Source organism: Streptomyces sp. NPDC057307 (assembly GCF_042667665.1).
Lineage (GTDB): Bacteria > Actinomycetota > Actinomycetes > Streptomycetales > Streptomycetaceae > Streptomyces.
In genome coordinates this window covers 22,913-45,982 of sequence record NZ_JBHUZM010000053.1, presented here as the reverse complement: position 1 = coordinate 45,982, position 23,070 = coordinate 22,913, and the positions used below count along the sequence as shown (strand labels likewise).

At 71.0% G+C, this 23,070-nt stretch carries 18 protein-coding genes; 5 read left to right on the top strand and 13 right to left on the bottom strand.

Translation table 11 applies throughout. The features are described 5' to 3' along the window. Positions 1-144 precede the first annotated feature (144 nt). Positions 145-1,299: a glycerate kinase gene (locus ACFUN8_RS19750; RefSeq protein WP_383638960.1), complete on the bottom strand. Its 1,155-nt coding sequence runs from the start codon at positions 1,297-1,299 to the stop codon at positions 145-147. Positions 1,300-1,476: 177 nt separating this feature from the next. Here ACFUN8_RS19750 and ACFUN8_RS19745 point away from each other — a divergent pair, with 177 nt between their 5' ends. The 3 genes from ACFUN8_RS19745 (at position 1,477) to ACFUN8_RS19735 (ending at position 4,251) form a co-directional block, all read left to right on the top strand. Then, positions 1,477-1,974 carry an NUDIX domain-containing protein gene (locus ACFUN8_RS19745; protein WP_383638957.1) on the top strand — a complete coding sequence of 166 codons (498 nt, stop codon included), beginning with the start codon at positions 1,477-1,479 and terminating at the stop codon, positions 1,972-1,974. 189 nt (positions 1,975-2,163) lie between these two features. Then, the gene (locus ACFUN8_RS19740) at positions 2,164-3,444 is read left to right on the top strand and encodes a hypothetical protein (RefSeq protein WP_383638954.1); all 1,281 of its coding nucleotides are present in this window, start codon (positions 2,164-2,166) and stop codon (positions 3,442-3,444) included. A gap of 81 nt (positions 3,445-3,525) precedes the next feature. Then, the gene (locus tag ACFUN8_RS19735) at positions 3,526-4,251 is read left to right on the top strand and encodes an NAD-dependent deacetylase (RefSeq protein ID WP_383638951.1); all 726 of its coding nucleotides are present in this window, start codon (positions 3,526-3,528) and stop codon (positions 4,249-4,251) included. A 21-nt stretch (positions 4,252-4,272) separates the two neighbouring features. Here the strand turns inward: ACFUN8_RS19735 and ACFUN8_RS19730 are convergent, their stop codons facing one another. From ACFUN8_RS19730 to ACFUN8_RS19705, 6 genes are all read right to left on the bottom strand, one after another. Beyond that, positions 4,273-4,791 (bottom strand): methylated-DNA--[protein]-cysteine S-methyltransferase, encoded by a 519-nt coding sequence (locus tag ACFUN8_RS19730; protein WP_383638948.1) that lies wholly within the window; start codon positions 4,789-4,791, stop codon positions 4,273-4,275. A 13-nt stretch (positions 4,792-4,804) separates the two neighbouring features. After that, the gene (locus ACFUN8_RS19725; protein WP_383638945.1) at positions 4,805-6,289 is read right to left on the bottom strand and encodes an AlkA N-terminal domain-containing protein; all 1,485 of its coding nucleotides are present in this window, start codon (positions 6,287-6,289) and stop codon (positions 4,805-4,807) included. Between the two features lie 96 nt (positions 6,290-6,385). Next, on the bottom strand, positions 6,386-7,207 hold the full coding sequence (locus ACFUN8_RS19720; protein WP_383638942.1) for an alpha/beta fold hydrolase: 822 nt from the start codon (positions 7,205-7,207) through the stop codon (positions 6,386-6,388). 270 nt (positions 7,208-7,477) lie between these two features. Further along, entirely contained in the window at positions 7,478-8,896 is a 1,419-nt protein-coding gene (locus tag ACFUN8_RS19715) for a phytoene desaturase family protein (RefSeq protein ID WP_383638939.1), read from the bottom strand. Positions 8,897-9,004: 108 nt separating this feature from the next. Continuing rightward, positions 9,005-9,895 carry an inositol monophosphatase family protein gene (locus ACFUN8_RS19710; protein ID WP_383638936.1) on the bottom strand — a complete coding sequence of 297 codons (891 nt, stop codon included), beginning with the start codon at positions 9,893-9,895 and terminating at the stop codon, positions 9,005-9,007. Positions 9,896-10,061: 166 nt separating this feature from the next. Beyond that, positions 10,062-11,873: a gamma-glutamyltransferase family protein gene (locus ACFUN8_RS19705; RefSeq protein ID WP_383638933.1), complete on the bottom strand. Its 1,812-nt coding sequence runs from the start codon at positions 11,871-11,873 to the stop codon at positions 10,062-10,064. Positions 11,874-12,151: 278 nt separating this feature from the next. Between ACFUN8_RS19705 and ACFUN8_RS19700 the strand changes: the two genes are divergently transcribed. Then, positions 12,152-12,343 carry a hypothetical protein gene (locus ACFUN8_RS19700; RefSeq protein ID WP_383638930.1) on the top strand — a complete coding sequence of 64 codons (192 nt, stop codon included), beginning with the start codon at positions 12,152-12,154 and terminating at the stop codon, positions 12,341-12,343. Between the two features lie 975 nt (positions 12,344-13,318). Then, entirely contained in the window at positions 13,319-13,672 is a 354-nt protein-coding gene (locus tag ACFUN8_RS19695) for a hypothetical protein (RefSeq protein ID WP_383638927.1), read from the top strand. A 336-nt stretch (positions 13,673-14,008) separates the two neighbouring features. On the opposite strand, the gene ACFUN8_RS19690 is transcribed toward ACFUN8_RS19695, so the two are convergent. From ACFUN8_RS19690 to ACFUN8_RS19665, 6 genes are all read right to left on the bottom strand, one after another. Then, complete coding sequence (locus ACFUN8_RS19690; RefSeq protein WP_383638924.1) at positions 14,009-14,767, bottom strand: alpha/beta fold hydrolase; 759 nt, start codon at positions 14,765-14,767, stop codon at positions 14,009-14,011. A gap of 133 nt (positions 14,768-14,900) precedes the next feature. Next, positions 14,901-15,308, bottom strand: coding sequence for a phenolic acid decarboxylase (locus ACFUN8_RS19685; protein ID WP_383638921.1), 408 nt, complete (start codon positions 15,306-15,308; stop codon positions 14,901-14,903). Positions 15,309-16,127: 819 nt separating this feature from the next. Further along, complete coding sequence (locus ACFUN8_RS19680) at positions 16,128-19,247, bottom strand: alpha-mannosidase (RefSeq protein WP_383638918.1); 3,120 nt, start codon at positions 19,245-19,247, stop codon at positions 16,128-16,130. A gap of 93 nt (positions 19,248-19,340) precedes the next feature. Further along, positions 19,341-20,966, bottom strand: coding sequence for an ABC transporter substrate-binding protein (locus tag ACFUN8_RS19675; RefSeq protein ID WP_383638915.1), 1,626 nt, complete (start codon positions 20,964-20,966; stop codon positions 19,341-19,343). Positions 20,967-21,025: 59 nt separating this feature from the next. Beyond that, on the bottom strand, positions 21,026-21,955 hold the full coding sequence (locus tag ACFUN8_RS19670; protein WP_383638912.1) for a carbohydrate ABC transporter permease: 930 nt from the start codon (positions 21,953-21,955) through the stop codon (positions 21,026-21,028). After that, a complete protein-coding gene (locus tag ACFUN8_RS19665; protein ID WP_383638909.1) occupies positions 21,952-22,920 on the bottom strand; it encodes an ABC transporter permease in 969 nt (322 codons plus the stop codon). Before ACFUN8_RS19665 ends, ACFUN8_RS19670 begins: the two co-directional genes overlap by 4 nt. Between the last annotated feature and the right edge of the window lie 150 nt (positions 22,921-23,070).

The following is a 23,070-nucleotide window of genomic DNA, read 5'->3' as shown; positions in this document are numbered from 1 at the left end:
CGGGCATTCAGCCCGTCCGGCGATTGAGGACACAGCACGAAGCCCGTCCGGCGATCGAGGACGAACGCGGCCCGCGAGTCGCGTGACCGGGCCCCGTCCGATGCGGAACGGGACCCGCGTCACGTCACGTCAGGTCAGGTCAGGTCAGGTCAGGAAGTCGCGCGCGATGTCCGCCGACATCCGTTCCAGCAGGGGCCCCGCCTCCGCCATGCAGCGTGCCGGGTCCGGTTCCAGGTCCGTCAGGGCGTACGCGCGGCGGATGCCCGCGCGGCCCAGGGCCTCCGGGCGCAGCGCCAGCCGGCCGCAGACCGCGATGACCTCGATGTCGCGCGCGCGGGCCGCCGCCGCGACGCCCGCCGGGGCCTTGCCGTGCAGCGTCTGCTCGTCGAGCGAGCCCTCGCCGGTGATGACGAGCGTGGCGCGGGACAGCGCGGGGCCGAAGCCGAGCACGTCGAGCATGACCTCGATGCCGGGCCGGAAGCTCGCGGCGAGGCCGACGAGCGCGCCGTACCCGATACCGCCCGCCGCCCCGGCGCCGGGTGAGAGCGCGGACTCGGCCGCCTTGGCGCCGATCGTCTTCTCCAGCACGCGCGCGTAGTGCGCGAGAGCCGCGTCGAGGGTGTCGACGTCCTCGGGGGACGCGCCCTTCTGCGGCCCGTAGATCGCCGGGGCGCCCTTCGGCCCGGTCAGTGGGTTGTCGACGTCGCTGGCGAGGACGATGTCCGTATCGGCGATACGGGGGTCGAGCCCGGACAGGTCGACCGTCGCGAGATCGCGCAGTCCGCCGCCGCCGGGGCCAACCGGCTGTCCGTCCGCGTCCAGGAAGCGTCCGCCGAGCGCGGCCAGCATGCCCGCGCCGCCGTCCGTGCTGGCGCTGCCGCCGACGCCGAAGACGATGGTGCGCGCGCCCGCGTCGAGCGCGGCGCGCAGCAGTTCGCCGGAGCCGTACGTACCGGCCGTGAGGGGGGCGAAGACACCGTCGGGCAGATGCTGGAGGCCCGACGCCTCGGCCATTTCCACGACGGCCGTGCCGTCGCGCAGCGCGTACGCCGCGGTCAGTTCGTCACCGAGCGGTCCGGTGACCCGCACCTCTCGCCGTTCGAATCCGGCCGCCACCGCCGCGGCGACGGTGCCGTCGCCGCCGTCGGCGACGGGCAGTGCCTCGACCGTCACGTCGGGGGCGACCAGGCGCAGCCCGGCCGTCACCCGCTCGGCGACCTCTACGGCCGTGAGCGAGCCCTTGAACTTGTCCGCCGCGACGAGCACGTGCGCGGCCTCGGTTACTGCTCCGTCCGTCACCTTGTCATCCCTTGCTTTCGAACAGGCAGTCGCGCCGCACCGACCCTATCCGGCCGGGCGTCCTCCTGCCCATGGGCACCGGCCCGCCACCAGGACCGTTAAAAAATTGGACAAACCTCCCATAGACATGGGAACGGTCTCACCGCCCCGAAGGGGCCTCTGATCTAGGCTTTCCGCGTGACCTCTCGCGACGCTGACTACCTCGCCTACATCGCCGGGCTCCCCCGTGTGCTCTCCGGCGCCGCCGCTCTCTTCCGGGACGAGGAGGGGCGGGTGCTGATCGTCGAACCCAGCTACCGGCCGGGCTGGGCGCTGCCCGGCGGGACCGTCGAATCGGACCAGGGTGAGACGCCGCGTCAGGCGGCGCGGCGCGAGACGCTCGAAGAGATCGGGCTGGACGTCGAGTTGGGGCGGCTGCTCGCGGTGGACTGGTCACAGGCACCGGACCGGCCGGCCATCGTCGCGTATCTGTACGACGGCGGAGTCCTGGACGAGGAGCGGCTCGGTGAGATCCGGCTCCAGGAGGAGGAGTTGCTCTCCTGGCGGCTGGTGGACCGTCACAAGATTCCCGAGCTGGTGATCGGGTCGCTCGGGTCCCGCATCCTCGTGGGGCTCGACGCGCTCGAAGCCGGCACCGGGGCCGTGGAGTTGGAGAACGGCCGCCGGGTCGCGTGATCCGCTTGAACCACTTGATCCTTGTGTGCGCGGTGGTGACGGGTGCGACCGGAGCTGCTCTCATATGTCATGTACGCGCCGCCCGGTGGTCCGTCCCCGGCTGACGCCGATTCACCTCGCGTTGGCCCGCCGTGCACGAGCGCCCTGCAGCATGATCCAGAATCCCAGGCCCAGGACACCGGAGGGAACATGCGACGTCAGATTCGCGGCTGGCTGACAGCCCTGCTCACCACGGCGGTTGTGGCGGCGGGCGCGGGAACCGCCACGGCGGAGGCGGGGGCGGCGGAGGCGGGTGCGGCGGCCAAGCGCCCCGGGCTCCCGACGACCGTGGACGGCGGCGCCTGGAAGTCGGGCCATGTCCAGGGCATGGCCGTCGACCGCCGCAAGGGCTTCGTGTACTTCTCGTTCACCAACCTCCTCGTCAAGACCGACCTCACCGGCAAGCCCGTCGGCTCCGTCACCGGCTTCACCGGGCACCTCGGCGACCTGGACTTCAACACCAAGGACGGCAGGGTCTACGGCTCCCTGGAGTACAAGGCCGCCAAGGCTTTCTACATCGCGATCTTCGACGGTGACCGGATCACCGAGATGGGCATGGACGCCCAGACGACCGGCGTCGTCTCCACCGTCCACCTCCAGGAGGTCGTGGACGACTACACGGCCGACATGGACGGGAACGGCGTCTTCGACGGCGACACCGCGAAGACCGCCGACCACCGCTACGGCTGCAGCGGCATCGACGGCGTGGCGTTCGGCCCCGGCTTCGACGACAAGCGCGGCACGCGGCACACCCAACTGCTCACCGTCGCGTACGGCGTCTACGCCAACACCGCCCGGCAGGACAACGACAACCAGGTCCTGCTCCAGTACGACGTCCGGCGCTGGAAGAAGTACGAGCGCCCGCTCACCGAGGCCGATCCGCACACCAGCGGCCCCGGTTCGCCCGACGGCAAGTACTTCAGCTACACCGGCAACACCACCTACGGCGTACAGAACCTCGACTACGACGCGCACACCGGCAACTGGCTGCTGGCCGCGTACAAGGGCACCAAGACGCAGTTCCCGAACTACTCGCTCTTCGTCCTCGACGGTTCGAGGCATCCGGTCTCGGGCCCGGTCAGCGGCCAGCCGCAGCCCGAACGCGGCCGGCTGCTGCCGCTCCTCAAGCGGGGGCTGCACCACCCGGCATCCGGTACGTACGGCTGGGAGTCGACCGGCCAGTACGGGCTGGTGTCGCTCGACGACGGCCGCTACTACCTCGCCGAGGCGGGCACGGTCGTGGAGGACGGCGTCACCAAGCAGACGGGCAAGGCGGTGCTGAACCGCTGGACGGGCGAGGTGCCGACGCCCTTCACCCCGGTCACCACCATCACCGACGACGGCACGACCGAACCCTCCGACTACGTCGGCCACGCGCCGCACCCCGGTCATCTCGGCCATCTCCACGACAAGCACAACCATCACCGCTGACCGTCGACCACTGACGGCTGACGGCTGACGGCTGACGGCTATTGGGTCGCCCGTCCCGGCGCCGCCGCATACCCTCGCGGCATGACTCTCGTCGCGATCCTCAGCGGCGCCGGGATCTCCACCGATTCCGGCATTCCCGACTACCGCGGTCCCAACGGCCTGTGGCGGCGCGACCCCGGGGCCGAGAAGCTCGTCACGTACGACGCGTACATGGGCGACCCGGACGTCCGCCGCCGCTCGTGGCGGATGCGCCGGGACAGCCCGACCTTCCGTGCCGAGCCGAACGTCGCGCACCGCGCCGTCGCCGAACTCGACCGCGCGGGCGGCGGCGCGGTCCGGGTGATCACGCAGAACGTCGACGGGCTCCATCAGCTCGGCGGGATGCCCGCCCGTAAGGTGCTCGAACTGCACGGCACGGCGCGGGCGGTGGTCTGCACCGGATGCGGCGCGCGCTCCACGATGGAGGAGGCGCTGGCCCGGGTCGAGGCGGGCGAGGAGGACCCGCCGTGCACCGTGTGCGGCGCCGTCCTCAAGTCGGCGACGGTGATGTTCGGCGAACGGCTCGACCCGGAGGTTCTCGGGCAGGCCCTCACGATCGCCAAGGCGTGCGAGGTCTTCATCGCCGTCGGTACGACCCTCCAGGTGCAGCCCGCCGCCTCGCTGGCGGGGATCGCGGCCGAGCACGGGGCGCGGTTCATCGTGGTGAACGCCGAGCCGACGCCGTACGACGGGCAGGCCGACGAGATCATCCGCGAGCCGATCGGCACGGCGCTGCCCACGCTGCTCAAGCGGTTCGACGAGGAGTGAGGAGGCGCGGGCCCGCGCCGGTCAGAACAGGGTGCCCGCGCCGCTGCTCCCGGCGTCCGGCCGTGCCGCGCCCTCGAACACCAGCAGGCGCTGCTTGCGGTCCAGCCCGCCGCCGTATCCGGTGAGGCTGCCCGTCGAGCCGATCACCCGGTGGCACGGCACGATGATGCCCACCGGGTTCCTGCCGTTGGCGAGTCCGACCGCGCGCGACGCCCCCGACTTGCCGAGCGCGTCGGCCAGTTGACCGTAACTGCGGGTCTCGCCGTACGGGATCGCCCGCAGCTGCTCCCAGACGCTCCGCTGGAACGGTGTGCCGTGCAGCCGCAGCGGCAGGTCGAACTCGGTGCGCTCGCCCGCGAAGTACTCGTCGAGCTGGTCGATCACGCCGCCGAACGGGCGGGCGTCCACCTCGCCGAAGGTCTCCTGCGACGGGCGGTGGCGCTGCTCGGTCATGTAGAGCGCGCTCAGCACTCCGTCGGTGGCCACGAGTGTCAGCGGCCCGTACGGACTGTCGACCACGGTGTGCGATCTGCTGGTCATGCGGTGAACTCCTTTACGCGGGAAGGACGTTGATGGCGTGGTCCTCGGTGGCCCAGAGATACTGCACGGCGTACGCGCGCCAGGGCCGCCAGCCGGCGGCGCGCGCCGTGAGCGCGGCGGGTGTCGACGGCAGCCCGAGCGCCCGCGCGGCGCGGCGGATACCGAGGTCGGTCGGCAGGAAGGCGTCCGGGTCGCCGAGCGCGCGCATCGCGATCGCCTCGACGGTCCACGGACCGAATCCGGGCAGCGCGTGGAGCCGGGCCCTGGCCTCGTCCCAGTCGCTGTCCGTGCCGAGCGGCAGTGTGCCGTCGGCCAGTGCGGCGACCAGGGTCGTGAGCGTGGTGCGGCGGCTGCGCGGCAGTGCGAGGGCCTCGGGGTCCAGCCCGGCCAGCGCGTCGGGGGTGGGGAAGAGATGGGTGAGGCCGCCCTCGGGGTCGTCCACGGGTGTGCCGTACGCGGTGACGAGCCGGGCGGCGTGCGTACGCGCGGCGGCGGTGGAGACCTGCTGGCCGAGCACCGCGCGTACGGCGAACTCGGCGGCGTCGGCGGTGCCCGGCACCCGCCGGCCCGGCGCCTTGTCGACCAGCGGGGCGAGCAGCGGGTCGGTGCGCAACTGCTCGTCCACGGCCACCGGGTCGGCGTCCAGGTCGAGCATGCGGCGGCAGCGGCTGATGGCGACGGTGAGGTCGCGCGGGTCGGTCAGCGCGAGCCGGCAGCCGATGTGGTCGGGCTTCGGTGTGAGGGCGACGATGCCGTGTCCGTACGGAAGGGAGAGCGTGCGCCGGTACGCGCCGTCCCGCCACTCCTCGACGCCCGGGACCGCCGTCGCCGCCAGGTGTCCGAAGAGGTTGTCGGGGGTGAGCGGTGCGCGGAAGGGCAGCCGCAGAGAGATCACTCCGGGAGTCCGGGGGCCGGGGGCGGCGTTGTCCGGCCGCCGGGCGCCGCGTGCCCGCAGCTCGGTCGGGGCGAGGGCGAACACCTCGCGGACGGTGTCGTTGAAGGTGCGGATCGACGAGAAACCGGCGGCGAAGGCGACCTCCGCCATCGGCAGCGCGGTCGTCTCGATGAGCAGCCGGGCGGTCTGGGCCCGCTGGGCGCGCGCCAGCGCGAGCGGGCCCGCGCCGAGTTCGGCGAGCAGCTGGCGCTCGATCTGCCGCTCCGAGTAGCCGAGCCGCCCGGCGAGTCCGGTGACGCCCTCGCGGTCGACGATCCCGTCCTGGATCAGACGCATGGCGCGGGCGACGGAGTCGGCGCGGGCGTTCCACTCGGGCGAGCCGGGGCTGGTGTCGGGCCGGCAGCGTTTGCAGGCGCGGAATCCGGCCTGCTGGCAGGCGGCCGCGCTCGGGTGGAAGACCATGTTCTCGGCCTTGGGGGGCACGACCGGGCAGCTCGGACGGCAGTAGATACCGGTGGTCAGGACGGCTGTGAAGAACCATCCGTCGAATCGCGCGTCCTTGGAGCGGACGGCGCGCAAGCAGCGCTCGGTGTCGGTGTGCATGCGTCAAGCATCCGTCACATGGGGTGGCGGGGCTGGCGGGAATCCGACATCAACCTTGCGCTGCCTGCGCGTACGCCTCGGCGGGTCCGAACCGCTTCAGTCGCCGACGAAGGCCAGCAGATCGGCGTTGAACTCCTGCTCGTGGTCGCCGTACAGACCGTGCGGGGCGCCCGGATAGACCTTCAGCGTGGCGTCCTTGATCAGCTCGGCGGACCTGGGGCCGGCGGCCACGATGGGCACGATCTGGTCTTCGTCGCCGTGCAGGACGAGCGTGGGGATGTCGAACCGCTTCAGGTCCTCCGTGAAGTCCGTCTCGGAGAACTGCTTCACGCAGTCGTACGCCGCCTTACTGCCGACCTGCATGCTCCACAGCCAGAACGCGTCGCGCATGCCCTGTGACACGGCGGCGCCGGGGCGGTTAAAGCCGTAGAACAGGTCGGACAGGTCCTGGTAGAACTGCGAGCGGTTGGCGGCCACGCCCGCGCGGATGTCGTCGAAGGCGCTGAGGGGCAGGCCGTCGGGGTTGGCGTCGGTCCGCAGCATCAGTGGGGGCACCGCGCTCAGGAGCACCGCCTTGGAGACGCGGGAGGTCCCGTGGCGGCCGATGTAGCGGGCGACCTCGCCGCCGCCCGTGGAGTGGCCGACGAGGACGGCGTCGCGGATGTCCAGCTCGTCGAGCAGCCCCGCGAGGTCGTCGGCGTAGGTATCCATGTCGTTGCCCTGCCAGGGCTGGCCGGAGCGGCCGTGGCCCCTGCGGTCGTGCGCGATGCCGCGGAAGCCGTTCTCCGCGACGACTCGGAGCTGGCCGTCCCAGGCGTCGGCGTTCAGCGGCCAGCCGTGGCTGAACACCACGGGGCGGCCCGTGCCCCAGTCCTTGTAGAAGATCTCGGTGCCGTCGGTGGTGGTGAATGTGCTCATGGCGGTCCATCCCTTCTTGGGCGGCGGTCGGCCACGCGCCTCGCGGGCGGCCCGTGGGGGCGGCGGGGCGGCCGGTGGGCGCGTCCGGGGGCGTCTCCCGGCGGGCAGGTGCTCCGTGCACGGCTCGGCGTCGGCGTCGCTATGGGGGTGGGCCCGGCCGGGTACGCCGGATGCCCGGGGCGCCCGGACGCCAACCAGCGTCTCAGGAATCGGCGGGGCCCGCCCGCCGGGAGAACGCTCCCGGCGGGGCGTCGGCGACGAACTCGGCGGTCAGGCGCTCGCGCGCAGCCTGCGCCAGACCGCCTTCGCCGCGTTCTGCCCGGACATGCCGTGCACGCCGGGCCCCGGCGGGGTCGCCGACGAGCAGATGAAGACCGCCGGGTGCTGGGTGCTGTACGGCGACAGCGAGAGCTTGGGCCGCACCAGCAGCCGCAGACCGGCGACGGAGCCGGTGGCGATGTCCCCGCCCACATAGTTGGCGTTACGGGCCGCCAGCTCCGGCGGGCCCGCCGTCGCGCGGGCCAGGACCCGGTCCCGGAAACCGGGCGCGAAGCGCTCGATCTGCCGCTCGATCGCGTCGGTGAGGTCGCCGTCCCAGGCGTGCGGGACATGGCCGTACGCCCAGAAGACCTGCTTGCCCTCGGGGGCGCGCGACGGGTCGACCAGGCTGGGCTGGGCGGTGATCAGGAACGGCGTGGCCGGGGCGCTGCCCCCGTACGCCAGGTCCAGTGCCGTGCTGATCTCCCGCCTCGTGGGCCCCACTTGGACGGTGCCGGCCCGGCGCGCGGCCTCCGCGGTCCAGGGCACCGGGCCGTCCAGCGCGTAGTCGATCTTGAAGACGCTGGGGCCGTACTTGTACGAGTCGTACGCGCGGCCGAGGCCCGCGATACGGGCGAGCGCGGTCGGTGAGGTGTCGAAGACGTACGCGCGGGCCGGGGGCAGGTCGTCCAGCCTCTTGACCTCGAATCCGGTGTGGACCGTGCCGCCGAGGTCGCGCAGATAGGCCGCGAGCGCGTCCGAGATGGACTGGGAGCCGCCGCGCGGGAGCGGCCAGCCGTTCTCGTGCGCGGCGAGCGCGAACATCAGGCCCACCCCGCCGGTCGCGATCCCGCTCAGCGGGGCGATGACATGGGCGACGAGACCGGCGAACAGCCCCTTGGCCTTCTCGTCGTGGAAGCGCCTCATCAGCAGATTCGCCGACGGCAGCCCGGCGAGTCCGAAGCGGGCGAGGGTGAGGGTGTCGTGCGGCAGGCCCCTGGGGGGCAGCGTCATGAAGTCCCGCGCGAAGGTGTCCCACTTGCCGAGGAAGGGGGCGACGAGCCGGCGGTACGCCCCGGCGTCGCGCGGGCCGAAGGAGGCGGCGGTCTCGGCGACGGAGCGGGACAGGACGGCGGCCGTGCCGTCGTCCCAGGGATGGGCCATCGGCAGCTCGGGATGCAGCCACTCCAGGCCGAACCGCGCGAGGGGCATGTCGTTGAACGCGGGCGATCCCACGCCCAGCGGGTGCACGGCGGAACAGGGGTCGTGCCGGAAGCCGGGCAGGGTCAGTTCCTCGGTCCGCGCTCCCCCGCCCACGGTGTCCCTGGCCTCGAACACGGCGACGGAGAATCCACGTCGGGCCAGCTCGACCGCGGCGGTCAGCCCGTTGGGTCCCGCCCCCACGACGACGGCATCGAGCATCGACGGCACCTTCGGACTCCTTCGTCAGCCGATGGCCAGAGGAACCAGGATATTCCTGGCCTCTGACACTCTGTCGGCGGGGCGACGGAACCGGCCGCTCCGCTCACGGCGGCTCTCTCAGGCCCCGGGGCCCGCCGCCGCTCCTGCCTCCGCTCCCGCCTGGGTCTCCGCCGCTGTCCGCGCGCCGGCCAGCAGGCGCTCCCGCACCCGCCGCGCGGTCGCCGCGTCGCGCGCCGCCGTGAAGGGCAGCGCGTTACCACCCGCGACGCGGAAGGGTTCGCCGGTGAGCGTCAGCTGTGTGCCTCCCGCCTCCGTGACGAGCAGCAGGCCCGCCGCGTGGTCCCAGGCCAGCTCCCAGCTGAAGGCGACGGCGTCGAGCGTGCCTCGCGCGACGGCCAGATACTCCAGCCCCGCCGAGCCGCACGGCCGGGCGGCGATGTCGTCGGCGTCCTGGACCCCCAGCAGCGCCCGCTTCTCCTCGGGCGTCGTGAAGTCCGGGTGCGACATGGCGACTTCGAGCACCGCGCCGGGCGCGGGCGTGCCGCAGCTCAGGGGGACGCCGTCGAGCAGGGCGCCCCGTCCTCGTACGGCGGTGGCCATCTCGTCCGTCGCGGGCGCGTACGTCCAGGAGGCCAGCACCTCGCCACCCTGGGCGAGTGCGACGAGCGTGCAGAAACCGGGCTCGCCCCGGACGAACTGCCGGGTGCCGTCGACGGGGTCGACGATCCATACGGGCGCGTCGCCGCGCAGCGCCCCGGTCACGGCGGGGTCGGCGTGGACCGCCTCCTCCCCGACCACCACCGAGCCGGGCAGCAGCGCCGTCAGCGCGGCGGTCAGGTGCTCCTCGGCGCCCCGGTCGGCGCTGGTCACCAGGTCGTGGGGGCCGGATTTCTCGACGATCTCGTGGGCGGCGAGCTGCCGGTAGCGCGGCATGATCTCGGCGGCCGCCGCGTCGCGCAGCGCCGCCTCGACCGGGGAAAGGTCACCGTTCAGGAAGTCATCGATCATTCCTCAAGAGAACCACAGGGGTGTGACAACGCAGGTGGGAGCGGAGGTGACGACTCGATGGCGGCTCGGCGTCCAGCCCTCGCGACGGTTCCGGCGGCGTCTGCGCCCACGCTTCCAGGTCCTGCCCGGCGGACCTTCGGGGGCCCGGGATCCGCCGGGACAGGGCCTAACGGCCGACCGCGTACCCCTGCATGCCGCGCGGATTGGCCGCGGCCGACAGCACGCCGGTCCTCGGGTCGCGGGCCACCGCGCAGAGCCGCCCCTCCGACCAGGGTTCGCCGACGGTCACGTCGTGGCCCCGGCGGCGCAGCCCTTCTACTACGGCCGCGTCCATGGAGGGCTCCACGGTGACGCTGCCCGGTCGCATTCCGCGCGGGTAGAAGGAGCTGGGGAAGCTGTCGTGGTGCCAGTTGGGCGCGTCGATCGCGCCCTGGAGGTCGAGTCCGCCGCGTACCGGCGGGCGGAGCGCGACGGCCAGGAAGAAGTGGAGCTGCCACTGGTCCTGCTGGTCGCCGCCGGGGGTGCCGAAGGCCAGGACGGGGGTGCCGTCGCGCAGGGCGAGGGACGGTGTGAGCGTGGTGCGGGGCCTGCGGCCCGGTGTGAGGGAGTTGGGCAGTCCGGGCTCCAGCCAGGCCATCTGGAGGCGGGTGCCGAGCGGGAAGCCGAGTTCGGGCACGACCGGGTTGGACTGGAGCCAGCCGCCGCTCGGTGTCGCGGCGATCATGTTGCCCCAGCGGTCCACGACATCGAGGTGGCAGGTGTCGCCACGGGTCGCGCCGTCGCGGGCGACGGTCGGCTCGCCCGCGCCGGCCGCCGGGAGGGCGAGCGCGTCGAAGCCGGCGTCACCGGCGGCGACGGCGGTGGCGTGGGCGCTGAGGACGGGGGCGCGTCCGTGGGGGCTGCCGGGACGCAGTTCGTAGGAGGCGGTGTCCCCGACCAGTGCGCGCCGGGCGGTGTTGTACGGCTCCGAGAGGAGCGTGGCGAGCGGTACGTCGGTGGCGTCGCCGTACCATGCCTCCCGGTCGGCCATGGCCAGCTTGCTGCCCTCGGTAAGGAGGTGGACGTACTCCGCGGAGCCGTACGCCGGCAGCTCGGGCGCGGGCGGCAGCAGGGCGAGCTGCTGGAGGAAGGCGGGGCCCTGGCTCCAGCCGGCGGCCTTGCAGAGGGTCCAGCCGTTCCACTCGTACGTCGCGGGTGCTTCGTACGTCGCGGACCAGCCGGCCAGGTCGGCGGCCGTCAGGGTGCCGGTGTGGTGGGAGCCGCTGGTGTCGAGGGTGGGGCGGTCGGACTGGCGTATCAGCGCCTCGGCGATGAATCCCGTGCGCCAGATGTCACGCGCGGCGTCGATCTCCGCGACCCGGTCGCCGCCGCCCGCCGCCTCGGCCTCGGCTGTCAGACGGCGCCAGGTGGCGGCCAGGGCGGGGTTGCGGAACAGCTCGCCGGGCGCGGGGGCGCGGCCGGCGGGCAGATAGACATCGGCGGACGAGGTCCACTCCGTCTCGAACAGTTCGCGCACGCTCTCCACGGTCTGGCCGACCCGCTCGACGGGCGCGTGGCCGTCCTCGGCGTAGCCGATGGCGTAACGCAGCACCTGCGCGAGGGACTTGGTGCCGTGGTCGCGCAGCAGCAGCATCCACGCGTCGAAGGCACCGGGCACGGCGGCGGCGAGCGGTCCGGTGCCGGGGACGAGTTCGAGTCCGAGGGACCGGTAGTGCCCGATCGTGGCCCCGGCGGGCGCGGGCCCCTGCCCGCAGAGCACCTGGACGTCCCCGCCGACGGGCGCGAGGATGACCGGCAGATCCCCGGCCGGCCCGTTGAGGTGGGGCTCCACCACATGCAGGACGAACCCGGCGGCCACGGCGGCGTCGTAGGCGTTTCCGCCGTCCTCCAGGACGGCCATCGCCGACTGCGAGGCGAGCCAGTGGGTGGAGGACACCATGCCGAAGGTGCCCTGGAGGGTCGGTCGGGTCGTGAACATGGGGCCTCTCACCTTGCTGTTTTACGTCTCCCGGCTGTTCTGCGTCTCCCGCCCGGACGGGGGGCGCTCAGGGCGGGTCCTGGGGAGAATCCGGGGAGTCCGCGCCGGGGGCCGCCTTCTCCCGCTCCCCCAGAAGGCTATCGACCGCTCCGCGCCCCTTCTTCCAGCACCTGCTTCAGCCGGCACGGATTAAAGCGGTGGCCAGATGAGGCAGCGGCAGACCGGACTCAGCGGCCAGAGCGGCCGAGTCGGTGCCGCACGCGCTCACGGACCCGGCCGTGAGCTTCGGCGTACCCCTGGCACCGAACACCGGCTCGTTGCGCACCGACCTGATCGAAGTGCTCAAGGACTGCGCGGCGGTGCTGGACGAGCCACACGGCCGGGCGCTGCGCCGGCTCGTGACGCAACGCCCGGAGACCGAGGCGCTGGTCGACGAGGTCCTGCTGCCGCTCACGACCGCCCCCCGCTGACGGGACGTCAGGCAACGGCCGTCGAGGCGGGGGACGAGCCGCCGCGCGTTGCGGGCGGCCGGCGCGCGCCAGGTGTCCCCCGCGGGCTGCGGAGCACTCTCCAACGAGGCGAGCTGAGGCACGACGAACGGCGGCGGTGTCCAGCAGTAGTCGCTCCTGTAGAGCACGCGCTCGCTGCCGAACGCCCTGACCAGTCCGGGGATCTGGTGCGGGAACGGCGTACCGGCCATGTCGAACCACAGCCGTCCGATCTGTTCGGTCAGGGGCCTGGTGGCGTCCTCGGATCCGGCGAACGCGCGGCGGAAGAACTCCCGAGTCGCTTTCGACGGTCACACGGTCGGCACCGAGCTGATCGAGCGCGTACTCCACCTCGGCGAGAGCGTCGTCGGGGTCTGTCAGCGGCAACGAGGCGAAGTGGCCGAATCGCTCGGGGTGGGTACGACGGAGTTCGGCCCCGTTCTCGTTGAGGTGCCGGGCCAACGAACGCTTGGCGGCCGGGTCACCGAAGGACACGCCAGGGGAGGAGATCGACAGGACAGAGATACCGATGCCCCACCGGTCCATCAGCTCCAGGTGCCGCCCGGCACTCCAGTCGGCCCACCCGGGCGCCCCGCCGTTGGCCATGCCCGGCGACGGTCGCCTCATCGATGTAGCGATCCGTCAGGAAGTGGGCGTGCATTGTCCAGGAGCGGGGTACGGCTGGGCCTGTCGTGTTCATGGAGCTCACTCCCCAATGACGTTTCCCCCGGCCCCGGCGCTACCCGAGGAGCTCGACAAGCTCATGCGCCGCATGCGCCTGCCCTACATACGCAAAGCGGCCCCCGACGTCCCGGCCACCGCCCGAGCTCAGCAGTGGGATCCCGCCGAGGTCCCGCGGCTGCTGATAGCCGAGGAGGTCACCGAGTCAACGCAGAAGCCCTGTTCCGCCTTGCCCGCCACCTGCGCACCGGAGAGCCGCTGTCCACCGTGAAGTTGATGGTGCAGACCCTCACCGCCGCCGACGACCTCCAGCGGGAACTGCGGGCCGCCGCGGCCAAGGGCAACAAGGGCGGGCGCCGGCCCGCAGTCAAAGCCCAGAAGAACGACGACGTACGCACGGCGTACCTGAACGGCAGGTCCATCACCACGCCGGCCCGCGAGCACGATGTGAACCGCGGCGCCATCCGTACCGCAGGCGCCGACCTCCTACCCGCGCACACCGCCGGCCGCCAGGGTGCCCCCACCGCCAACTCCTCGACCGCTGCCGACCCCCGCGTCGCCTCGGCGATCCCGGCACAGCGCAAGGCCCGCCGCGAGTATGAGAACCGTGTCAACGCGCTGGGGGCGTAGCCGGACCTTGACCGATCTCAGCGCCAACCGCCCTACCGCTACCCCTCAACCCCGGACTCCCGTCCTTCGTGGGTGAACGACATCAACTGCACGAATCCGAACCCGGACTCTCGGTGCCGGGCAAGAGTTCCGAGGCCGGATGCTGGAAAGTCCCCCACGCGGTACGACAGAAGTGCCTGGGTTTCGGGGCGAGTTGGTACGCGTCCTTGAGGGCCTCGACCAGCGGGGCCTCCCGTGGACCGGGCTGCTGCGACACCACGCCCAGATCCGCACCGGTGACGGTTCTCGCCAGCGCGGCGTCGAGTCTCCACCGGGTCGCCCGTCAGGAGTGGCACCTCAGTGCGGAGGGAGTGTTTCCCCGAGGAAGGCGGTCAGCAGGTCGGTCACCCCCGAGGGGCGCTCCAAGTTAGGAAGGTGGCCTGCCCAGGGCAATTCAAGGTGGCGGGCCCCGACGACCCACGCAGGTACGTCGGCGGCAATTTCCCGGAAGTCCGCGAGATCATGCGCTCCCGACAGGGCCAGGCAAGGGGCTGTGATCCGCGTCAGGTCGACCGCTGTACCGGTCGAGGCGAACTTGGCCCGCGCCTGTGCCTCGAACGCATGCCGCTGCATCCGCCGGACCTGTTCCCGAACGTCCTCGCCGCCCTCGGGGCCCAGCCACGTCTTGACGCTGAGTTCAACAGCCCCGGCGAGGTCGTCGGCGGCCAGCAGCGCATTCTTCTGCTCGGTGAACGCCCGCAGTTCGGGGCCCTGGACGCGTCCGGGCATCGCCGAGCAGAGCAGCATCAGTGCAGAGACCCGCTCCGGCCGGGTCGCCGCCATCTCCAGTGCGACCTCGCCACCGTGGGAAGACCCGATCAGGGCGCATCGTTCGAGGCGAAGGTGGTCCAGAAGGTCCCAGACATCTGCCGCATCGCTGTACGGCTGGTCTGCCACCGGGGAGCGGCCGTATCCCCGGAAGTCGCACCGCACCACGCGGTACCCCGCGTCACGCAGCGCTCGTAGCTGCGGGTCCCACATACGACGGTCGCACACCGACGAATGCAGCAGCACCAAGGCGTGACCGTCACCGCAGACGTCGTAAGAGAGGTTCATCCGGCGGCTGCCGGCCGAGCCACGTGCGGAGGAGCGTCGGCGTACCGGCGGCCGAGTCGCACATCGGCAGGAGCGTGCGGAGCCGTCGGCGGTGGAAAGGATTCGTCTCGTGCGAGTAGCAGCGAGCAGGTACTCACAGCAGTTCGAAGTAGCCGTCGTCAGACAGCAAGTGACGGGGGCCGTCGGGCCTGGTCGCCGCCAGCTCGCCGACCCCGTCGAGGTACTGGGGGTCTCGGTTGTCCCCGACCAGGACCGAAAAGTCGTCGGCCGCCCACGCGGGTAGGGCAGCGAACCGGTGGCTTGTCTGCGACTCCAGATACCAGATGATGTTCACCACCGTGCCTACCTCCTCGTACCAGGAGGTGAGTTCGATGCCCGGCGCGACGCGGTGGTAGTACGTTTGCTGTACGGCATGACGGCCCGTATGTGGCCCGCTCACAACGGTGTAGTCAATGGTGTCCGGACTCATGTGCACCGGATCGAAAATCCATCCGTTGGGCTGATACCAGCGCAGGGTCGCACCGAGAATGGTCTGCAGCATCTTCTTTCCTTTCTGAGAACGTCGGCGGGCGCCGCCGCCGGTGAAGCGAACATCTGGTCCGGGGCCTGCCGCCACGGATCGCGCGGGGCGGCACCTGCCCGGAATTCGGCGGTCAGGATCATTCGGAGGCATCCGCGGCGTCAGTGGCCCCGCATGCGGGTCAGCAGTAGCTGCAAGGATGAGGGCAGCCGGCCCACGATCGCAGGTGCCACTCCGAGGGCGGAAGATCTCCGTGGTCACGGCGGCGAAGCGCAACTTCCCTTGGTGGACGAGGTACAGCGGGGCGGAACCCTGACCGGGCGAGGAGCGGGAGCGGCGTCGCCGACGCCATCCGGAACGCCATCTGCCCACGTGAGCTGCTCCAGCTGGGTGACACGCTTCTGGCGGTGCCAGAGGCGCGGCTCGAAGGTGACTGCTCAAGCCGGGAGTGCGGGGGGGAAAGAGAGACCGAGGTCGAGGACGGCTGCGACGGTTTGCCCTGCCCAGGCGGCGGGCGCGGTGCCCGTGACCTCGAACCAGCTCGTCCCCCAGGGTGTGCCGGGTGAGATGGGCCGCGTGGGCACGGTCGGTCCCTCGGCCACGGGGACGGGTCGCCGTCGGTGAACCAGATCTCCGCACGCAGGGGTGTCGTGCGGAGGGACGGCGGGTCGGAGGCGCTCGTTGAGGACGCGCTCCAGGCGTGCTTCGACCAGCTTCCGGTCGTCGCGCGTGAGGGGTGCTCTCCTGTTGCCGCGAGAGGCCAGGGGTGGTGGGCAGTCTGGGTCCGGGCCATGGGACCCGGCAGCGACGGGCGGGCCCGCGCTGCCGGGCGAGGTCGCACTATCCGCCCTGCCGCCTCCGCCGCAGCCGCAGGGTGCGGATCTGGAAGGGCCGTAGCCGAAGGGGTGTGGACCCGTCGTCCGCCGACAACGGCAGTTCCCGCTGCGGGACTTCCAGCAGGTCACAGTCGCTGACGCCGGTGAGGGCGAAGCGCGCCGTGAGCGTGGCCGTCGCCGCTCCGCCGCACCCTTCGTACAGACGGACCACAATGTCGCCGCTGCGGTCGTCGGCCAGCTTCACCGCCTCGACCACAACATCGGGGTTGTCCACGCCGAGCAGCGCGGCCATCGAGGCGGAGGCGGGCCTGAGCGGCAGGTTCAGCGCGTATCCTCCGGCGATCGCCTCCTCGATCCCTGCGCCCGCGAGCAGCGCGTACGTGAAGGTGTGCCGCCCGCGGTCGGCCTCCGGGTCGGGGCTGTGCGGGGAACGCAGCAGAGACAGACGCAAGGTTGTGGTGGTGCCGCCGTCCTCCCGGGTGTCGCGGGCGATGTCGTGGCCGTAGGTGGAGTCGTTCAGGACCGCGGCTCCCCAGTGACGTTCACCGACATGGACCCATCGGTGGGCCCACAGCTCGAAGCGTGCCGCGTCCCAGCTGGTGTTCTCGTGCGTGGGGCGTCGTACGTGCCCGAACTGGATCTCCGCGCTCTCGTGTTCGGCGTGGACGTCGAGCGGCCAGGCGGCCTTGAGGAGCGTGTCCCGTTCCTGCCAGTCGATGTCCGTGCGCACGGTGAGCTGTTTGCTGTCGGCGGCGAGTTCCAGGTGCTGGACGAGGACGGAGCTGCCGAAGCGGCGCTCGACGCGGACGCGGGCGAGCAGTGGCCCGCTGTCCTCAAGCGTCACCGCGTCCGCCTCACGCACGTCGTGCACGGTGCCGCGGTAGTAGGGGTCGATGTTCCACGCGGACCACACGTTCGGGTCGTCCGCGTGGAGTTGGAGGAGGTTGCCGACGGTGCCGGGGGCGATCGCCTCGCGGTCGGCGGCGTGGTCGTACACCGACGTGACGAGACCGTCGCCATCGACCCGCACGGTCAGCGCACCGTTGTGCAGGACGAATCCGTCGCCGTCGGCCCGCGCCGTGACGGGCTTGGTGGGCGCGGTCAGGGCGTGGCCGGAGCCGAGGGCGGGGACGTCCGCCAGCACCGCGAGGCGCCCGTCGGCCAGCCGTTGCCCGCCAGGGAAGTCGGACCGCTCGGCGGTGCCGGGCTCTGCTGCCAGGGCAGTGACCTCGTGGCGGTCGTACGGCCCGGCGTTGAGGAAGGTACGGGCAGGCGCCTGCCCGAGGCTGCGCACCGCGGTCTCGATGATCTCCGTGAGTTCGTCACGCACCGCGCCGTACACCTCTTCGGCCTGTTGGTGCACCCAGGCGATCGACGTGCCCGGAAGGATGTCGTGGAACTGGTTGAGCAACACCCTTTGCCACAAAGACTCCAGGCGTTCGTACGGATACGGGGCCCCGGCGCGCACCGAGGCGGTGGCTGCCCACAGCTCGGCCTCGCGAAGCAGCGCCTCGGAGCGGCGGTTGCCGCGCTTGGTGCGCGCCTGACTGGTGTAGGTGCCGCGGTGGTTCTCCAGGTACAGCTCGCCACGCCAGACCGGCAGGGGGTCGTACTCGGCGCGGGCCGCCGTGAAGAAGTCGTCCGGTGTCCCGACCTCGACCCGGGGCGAGCCCTCCAGGTCGGCCAGTCTGCGCGCCCGCTCCAGCATGGAGCGGGTGGGGCCGCCGCCCCCGTCGCCGTAACCGAACGGGACGAGCGACCGGGTCGCGACTCCCTTGTCCGCGAAGTTACGCTCGGCGTGGGCGAGTTCGGCGGCGGTCAGTTCCGCGACGTAGGAGTCGACGGGTGGGAAGTGGGTGAAGACACGGGTGCCGTCGATTCCTTCCCAGGCGAAGGTGTGGTGGGGCAGCCGGTTGGTCTCGTTCCAGGACAGCTTCTGGGTGAGGAACCATTCGGCGCCGGCCAGCCTGGCAAGTTGCGGATAGGCGGCGCTGTAGCCGAAGGAGTCGGGGAGCCACACACCGTGCTGGTCGATGCCGAACTCCTCGGCGAAGAACCGGCGCCCGTAGACCAGTTGACGGGCGAGGGCCTCGCCGCCGGGAAGGTTGCCGTCCGCCTCCACCCACATGCCGCCGACCGGGGCCCAGTTGCCGGCGGCGACGGCCTGCTTGATGCGCTCGAAGATCTCCGGGTGCCGTTCCTTGATCCACGCGTACTGCTGCGCGGAGGAGCAGGCGAATACCAGCTCCGGATACTCCGCGGCGAGCGTGGTCATGTTGGTGAACGTGCGTGCGCACTTGCGGATGGTCTCGCGCACCGGCCACAGCCAGGCGGAGTCGATGTGCGCGTGGCCCACGGCGGCGACGGTGTGGGCGGAGGCGTGGGCGGGCCGGGAGAGCACGTCCGCCAGTTGCCCGCGCCCTGCGGCCGCCGTGGCGGCAACATCCTTCGGGTTGAGGATGTCGGCGGCCCGGCGCAGGGCGTGCAGGATCTCGTGACGTCGCGAGGAACCCTCGGGGAGCTCCCGCATCAGCTCGTCGAGAACCTCGATGTCATGGATGAGGTGCCAGACGTTCTCGTCCCGTACGGCGAGCTCGGCCTGCCTGAGCTGGTACAGATGGGCCTCACCCGCGGTGTCCCGGGAGCCGAAGTGGGTGCCGCGCGCCTGGCTGCCGGAGATGTTCGGGTTGGCGGCCATCTCCACCAGCAGGTCGATTTTCTCGCCACCGGTGGCGGCGTCACCGAGCAGCACAGTGCGGTTGTACGGGTGCAGGCCCTGGACGGGTGAGCCCTCGCGGTAGACGAACCCCTCGGCCTGCCCGCCGGGGCCACGGTCGAGGTCGAATCCGAGGTCGAAGACGGCCTCGACCCGTCGCCCAGCCCACTCGGCCGGGATGTCGGCGGTCGCCCTGAGCCACGTGGTCCCCCAGGGCCGGCCCCAGGTGTCGCCGATCCGCATCGGTTCGTAGGCGGCTTCCAGGGCGTCGCTGAACGGCACCGGCTCACCCACGACGTTCCAGGCAGCGAGAGTGAGAGGGTGGGCGGCGCTGTAGAGGGCGGGGCGCAGGACCCGCCCCAGCAGCTTGCGGACGCGGTCTTCGGTGAACCGGCGGTCGTCGTGCACAGTGTGGATCCTTGTCCGAGGTGGTCCGGAATCGTGGCTGGGTCCGAGGTGGTCGGAATCGTGGCTCGTCCGGGCGGCGCCGGCCCGGCGGATCTATCCGTGCACGCTCGCCCAGTGCTGTTCGAACTCGCGGCGCATCTTGTCGCCGATGGTCCGGCGCCAGTTCTGCACGGCGTCCTGGACGTCGCCCCATCCGGCATTGCCGCGCATGTAGCCCTTCAGGGGGCCCTCGATGATCTCCTCGCGGGCGGTCTGTCCGTACGTCACGTTGGTCTCGGAGTAGAGGCCGTAGGAGTCGTCGGGCACAAGTATGTCGACGGCCCGCTGTTGGAATCTGTGCTGGCGGCGTACCGGCTCGGCGTCCGGCGGGTAGTAGGTGGCCTGCGGGGCGTCGGTGACGAAGTTGGTGGGCAGGCCGGTGTCCAGGGCGCCGACCGGGTTGAGCACGGGGTCGGGGCCCTTGAAGGCGAAGTCGTGCCCCTCCACCCCGTATTTACGCAGCAGATAGTGGTCGGTGCCGAACGGTGAGGCCATGAGATTGAAGGCGCGCAGCAACTGTTCGATGCGTTGCTCGGGGGCCTTCTTGAGGCAGAGCATCGCGAAGTTGGTCGGCCCCGCCCAATGGGTTCCCCTGCCGCCGTCGAAGCCCGGCGCGAGCATGGCGTCGACGTCGAAGTTCTTGTCGGTGGCGCCGTACTGGGTGAGGTTCTGATTCCAGGCGGTCAGGCCGTCGAAGTTGATCGCGATCTGACCGTTTCCGAACCAGTCCTTGAACTTGCCGAGGGTGGTGAATCCGTCGGGGTGCAGTGTTTGTGCCTTCACGAGCTGCCGTACCGCGTCGAGAGCCTGGTGGAGGATGTCGCTCTCCTCCAGGAACCAGGTGAACCGGCCACCGCGCTGACGCCAGTAGTTCGCCCCGTGCAGCATCTCCAGGACGAAGAAGAGAGTGGTGCGGGGGTCACCGACGGCGTACTTCGCGTGCTTGGGGTCGGAGACGTCCTTGCACAGCTGCAAAAAATCCTTGAACGACTTCGGCTCCGGGTCGAGATCCTTCCGCTTGAGGATGTCGGCCCGGTACATCATCGCGGAGCCGCTGTTGGCGCGGGGCATCGGCAGCCCGTACAGCCCGCCCGCGAGGACCATGGGCTGCCAGGAGCTGCTGGGGATGTTCGCCAGGTAGGGGTAGCGATGTACGGCACTGCCGGACAAATGGGGCGCCAGGTCCTCGAACAGCGCGTTGAGCATGGCTGGTTGCTGCGGCGCGACGGGCAGGACGAGCATGGCGTCGGGCAGATTGCCGCCCGCGATGGTCAGGGCGAACTTCACCGGGTAGTTCGCCGCCGGCACGATCTCGAAGTCGAGGTCGGTGCCAAGGCTTTCGTTGAGCTGCCGCCACATCGGGTTCTTCGACACCGGCGGTGGTACGGGGGTGTAGGTCAGCGTCATGACATTGATCGCCGGGCCCTTGGCGGGCGGACCGTCGGGCGCCGCCGCCACGGGGCGCTTGGGGTAGTGGAAGTAGCCGCCGAGCACTCCGGCCTTGCTCGCCGGCAGGTCCGGCAACGCTCCCCGGTAGGGGATGTGGTCCGGCAGCCGTACGTTGCCGTTCTGCGCGAGCGGTCGAGCGGCGACACCGTCGCCGCAGGCCGCGAGGCCGGGTACCGCGGCAGTGGCGAGCCCTGCCAGCAGTACGTTCCTGCGGGTGAGGTGCGCACTCATGGGGGTGCCTCTCTTTTCTGTGCGGTCGGTTCGAAGGGGGATGTTGCGGTGCGCGGTGGTCAGCCCTTCACCGCGCCGAGCATCACGCCCTTGGTCAGGTGCCGTTGCAGAAAGGGGAAGACGACGATGACCGGCAGGATGGACAGGACGAGGATGGCCGCCTGGAGGGCGACGGTGGGCGGGAGCGCGGCGGCGGGGTCGGCGGTCTGTCCCTGGCCGAGCGCCGCGTTGTTCACCACGTAGGTCTGCAATACGAGTTGGAGGGGCCATTTCGCGGACTGGTTGATGTACACGAGCGCGTTGAAGAAGGCGTTCCAGTACGAGACCGCGTAGAACAGGCCGATGACCGCGATGGCCGCCTTGGACAGCGGCATGACGATGCGGGTCAGGATGCGCCACTCGCTCGCGCCGTCGATGCGGGCGGCGTCGATGAGTTCGGTGGGCAGGCTGGTGAAGAACGAGCGCAGGACGATGACGTTGAAGGCGTTCACCGCGGTGGGCAGGATCAGCGCCCAGTAGCTGTCGATCAGGCCGAGTTGCTTGACCAGGAGGTAGCTGGGGATGACGCCGGGCACGAAGAGCAGGGACAGGACGAGGAGTAGCAGGATCGGTCGCTGCCCGAAGCTCTCGCGGCGGCTCAGGCCGTAGGCGAGGCCGATCGAAGCCGCCAGGCTGACAGCCGTCCCGACGACGGTGATGCCGACGCTGACGAGCATTGCCCGGGAGACCAGCCCGCCGCCGAGCAGGGCGCGGTAGGAGGCGAGCGTGGGGTGGTCGGGCCAGAGGACGAAGCCGCCGGTCGTATTGATCTGTCCCGCGTCCGCGAGCGAGGTGGACAGCACCGCCAGGAACGGGATGGCCACCAGGGCCACACACACCAGCAGGATCAGGGACTTGGCCGTGCGCCACAGGGGCCTGCTGGGCGCCTGCCCGGGGATCGCGCTGTACGTACGGGCCGGCCTGCGGCGCCCCGAGGTGAGAGTGGTCATTTGCGGTAGATGCCTTCCTCGCCGAAGAGATGGGCGACCTTGTTCGCACCCAGCACGAGGGCCACCCCGACCATGCCCTTGACCAGCCCGACCGCGGCGCTGACCCCCCACTGCCCGGCGATGAGACCGTTGTTGTAGACGTAGGTGTCCAGGACTTCCGTGGTGCTCCTGTCCAGGCCGGTCTGCTGGAGGAGAATCTGTTCGAAGCCGACGCTCAGCGCGTCGCCGAGGCGGAGGATGAACAGGAGGATCACCAGGCCGCGCAGCGCCGGCAGGGTGACGTGCCAGGTCTGGCGCAGCGGGCTCGCCCCGTCGACGGCGGCGGCCTCGTACAGGTCGGTGTCGACGCGGGAGAGGGCCGCGAGGAAGAGGATGGTGGCCCAGCCGGTGTCCTTCCAGATCACCTGCGAGGTCAGTAGTTCCTTGAACAGGTCGGGGTTGCCGATGATGCTCCAGGTGCCCATGTCATGGGCCTGGAGGAAGACGTTCACCAGGCCGGCGTTGCCGAGCATCTGCTGGAAGATCGCGACAATGACCACCCATGACAGGAAATGTGGCAGGTAGAGCACGTTCTGCACGATCCGCTTGATCCGTTCACTGACCAGGCTGTTGAGAAGCAGCGCGAGCAGGATCGGCAGCGGGAAGACGAACACCACCTGGATCAAGGTCAGCTCTAGCGTGTTGACCAGTGCGTGCACGAACGCGGGGTCACCGTTGAAGAGGATCTCGAAGTTGCCGAACCCCGACCACGGGCTGTGATTGATGCCCGTGAAGGGCTGATAGTCCTGGAACGCGATGATGTTGCCCAGGAGCGGCACGTAGTGGAATAGCAGCAGCAGGGCGGTCCCGGGCAGCGCGAACCAGAAAAGCGCCTTGTTGCGTCGACGCGGCGGGCCGCCACTGCTGCGATCGCGAGGTTTTCCCCCAGTAGCTGGCTTATCTATCGGCCGGTCAACCATCGTCATGTCGTGTGTGTGTCCTTCCCGCAAGGCGAGCGCCTGAGCCCTGCCCTGGGCCAGCGGACCTCATGTAAGTCTCGTGGATTGTGCGTCGTCAATGCTCATGACGCCGAAGGTTCTCTGCGGGCCGTTGCAAGGCGTTCATCGCAGGTGTAC

What these genes read in the sequence shown, in the direction of transcription:
- ACFUN8_RS19740 (WP_383638954.1), top strand. Translation starts at nt 2,164, where the DNA reads ATGCGACGTCAGATTCGCGGCTGGCTGACAGCCCTGCTCACCACGGCG.
- ACFUN8_RS19735 (WP_383638951.1), top strand. Translation starts at nt 3,526, where the DNA reads ATGACTCTCGTCGCGATCCTCAGCGGCGCCGGGATCTCCACCGATTCC.
- ACFUN8_RS19730 (WP_383638948.1), bottom strand. Translation starts at nt 4,791, where the DNA reads ATGACCAGCAGATCGCACACCGTGGTCGACAGTCCGTACGGGCCGCTG.
- ACFUN8_RS19725 (WP_383638945.1), bottom strand. Translation starts at nt 6,289, where the DNA reads ATGCACACCGACACCGAGCGCTGCTTGCGCGCCGTCCGCTCCAAGGAC.
- ACFUN8_RS19720 (WP_383638942.1), bottom strand. Translation starts at nt 7,207, where the DNA reads ATGAGCACATTCACCACCACCGACGGCACCGAGATCTTCTACAAGGAC.
- ACFUN8_RS19710 (WP_383638936.1), bottom strand. Translation starts at nt 9,895, where the DNA reads ATGATCGATGACTTCCTGAACGGTGACCTTTCCCCGGTCGAGGCGGCG.
- ACFUN8_RS19705 (WP_383638933.1), bottom strand. Translation starts at nt 11,873, where the DNA reads ATGTTCACGACCCGACCGACCCTCCAGGGCACCTTCGGCATGGTGTCC.
- ACFUN8_RS19695 (WP_383638927.1), top strand. Translation starts at nt 13,319, where the DNA reads ATGGTGCAGACCCTCACCGCCGCCGACGACCTCCAGCGGGAACTGCGG.
- ACFUN8_RS19690 (WP_383638924.1), bottom strand. Translation starts at nt 14,767, where the DNA reads ATGAACCTCTCTTACGACGTCTGCGGTGACGGTCACGCCTTGGTGCTG.
- ACFUN8_RS19685 (WP_383638921.1), bottom strand. Translation starts at nt 15,308, where the DNA reads ATGCTGCAGACCATTCTCGGTGCGACCCTGCGCTGGTATCAGCCCAAC.
- ACFUN8_RS19675 (WP_383638915.1), bottom strand. Translation starts at nt 20,966, where the DNA reads ATGAGTGCGCACCTCACCCGCAGGAACGTACTGCTGGCAGGGCTCGCC.
- ACFUN8_RS19670 (WP_383638912.1), bottom strand. Translation starts at nt 21,955, where the DNA reads ATGACCACTCTCACCTCGGGGCGCCGCAGGCCGGCCCGTACGTACAGC.
- ACFUN8_RS19665 (WP_383638909.1), bottom strand. Translation starts at nt 22,920, where the DNA reads ATGACGATGGTTGACCGGCCGATAGATAAGCCAGCTACTGGGGGAAAA.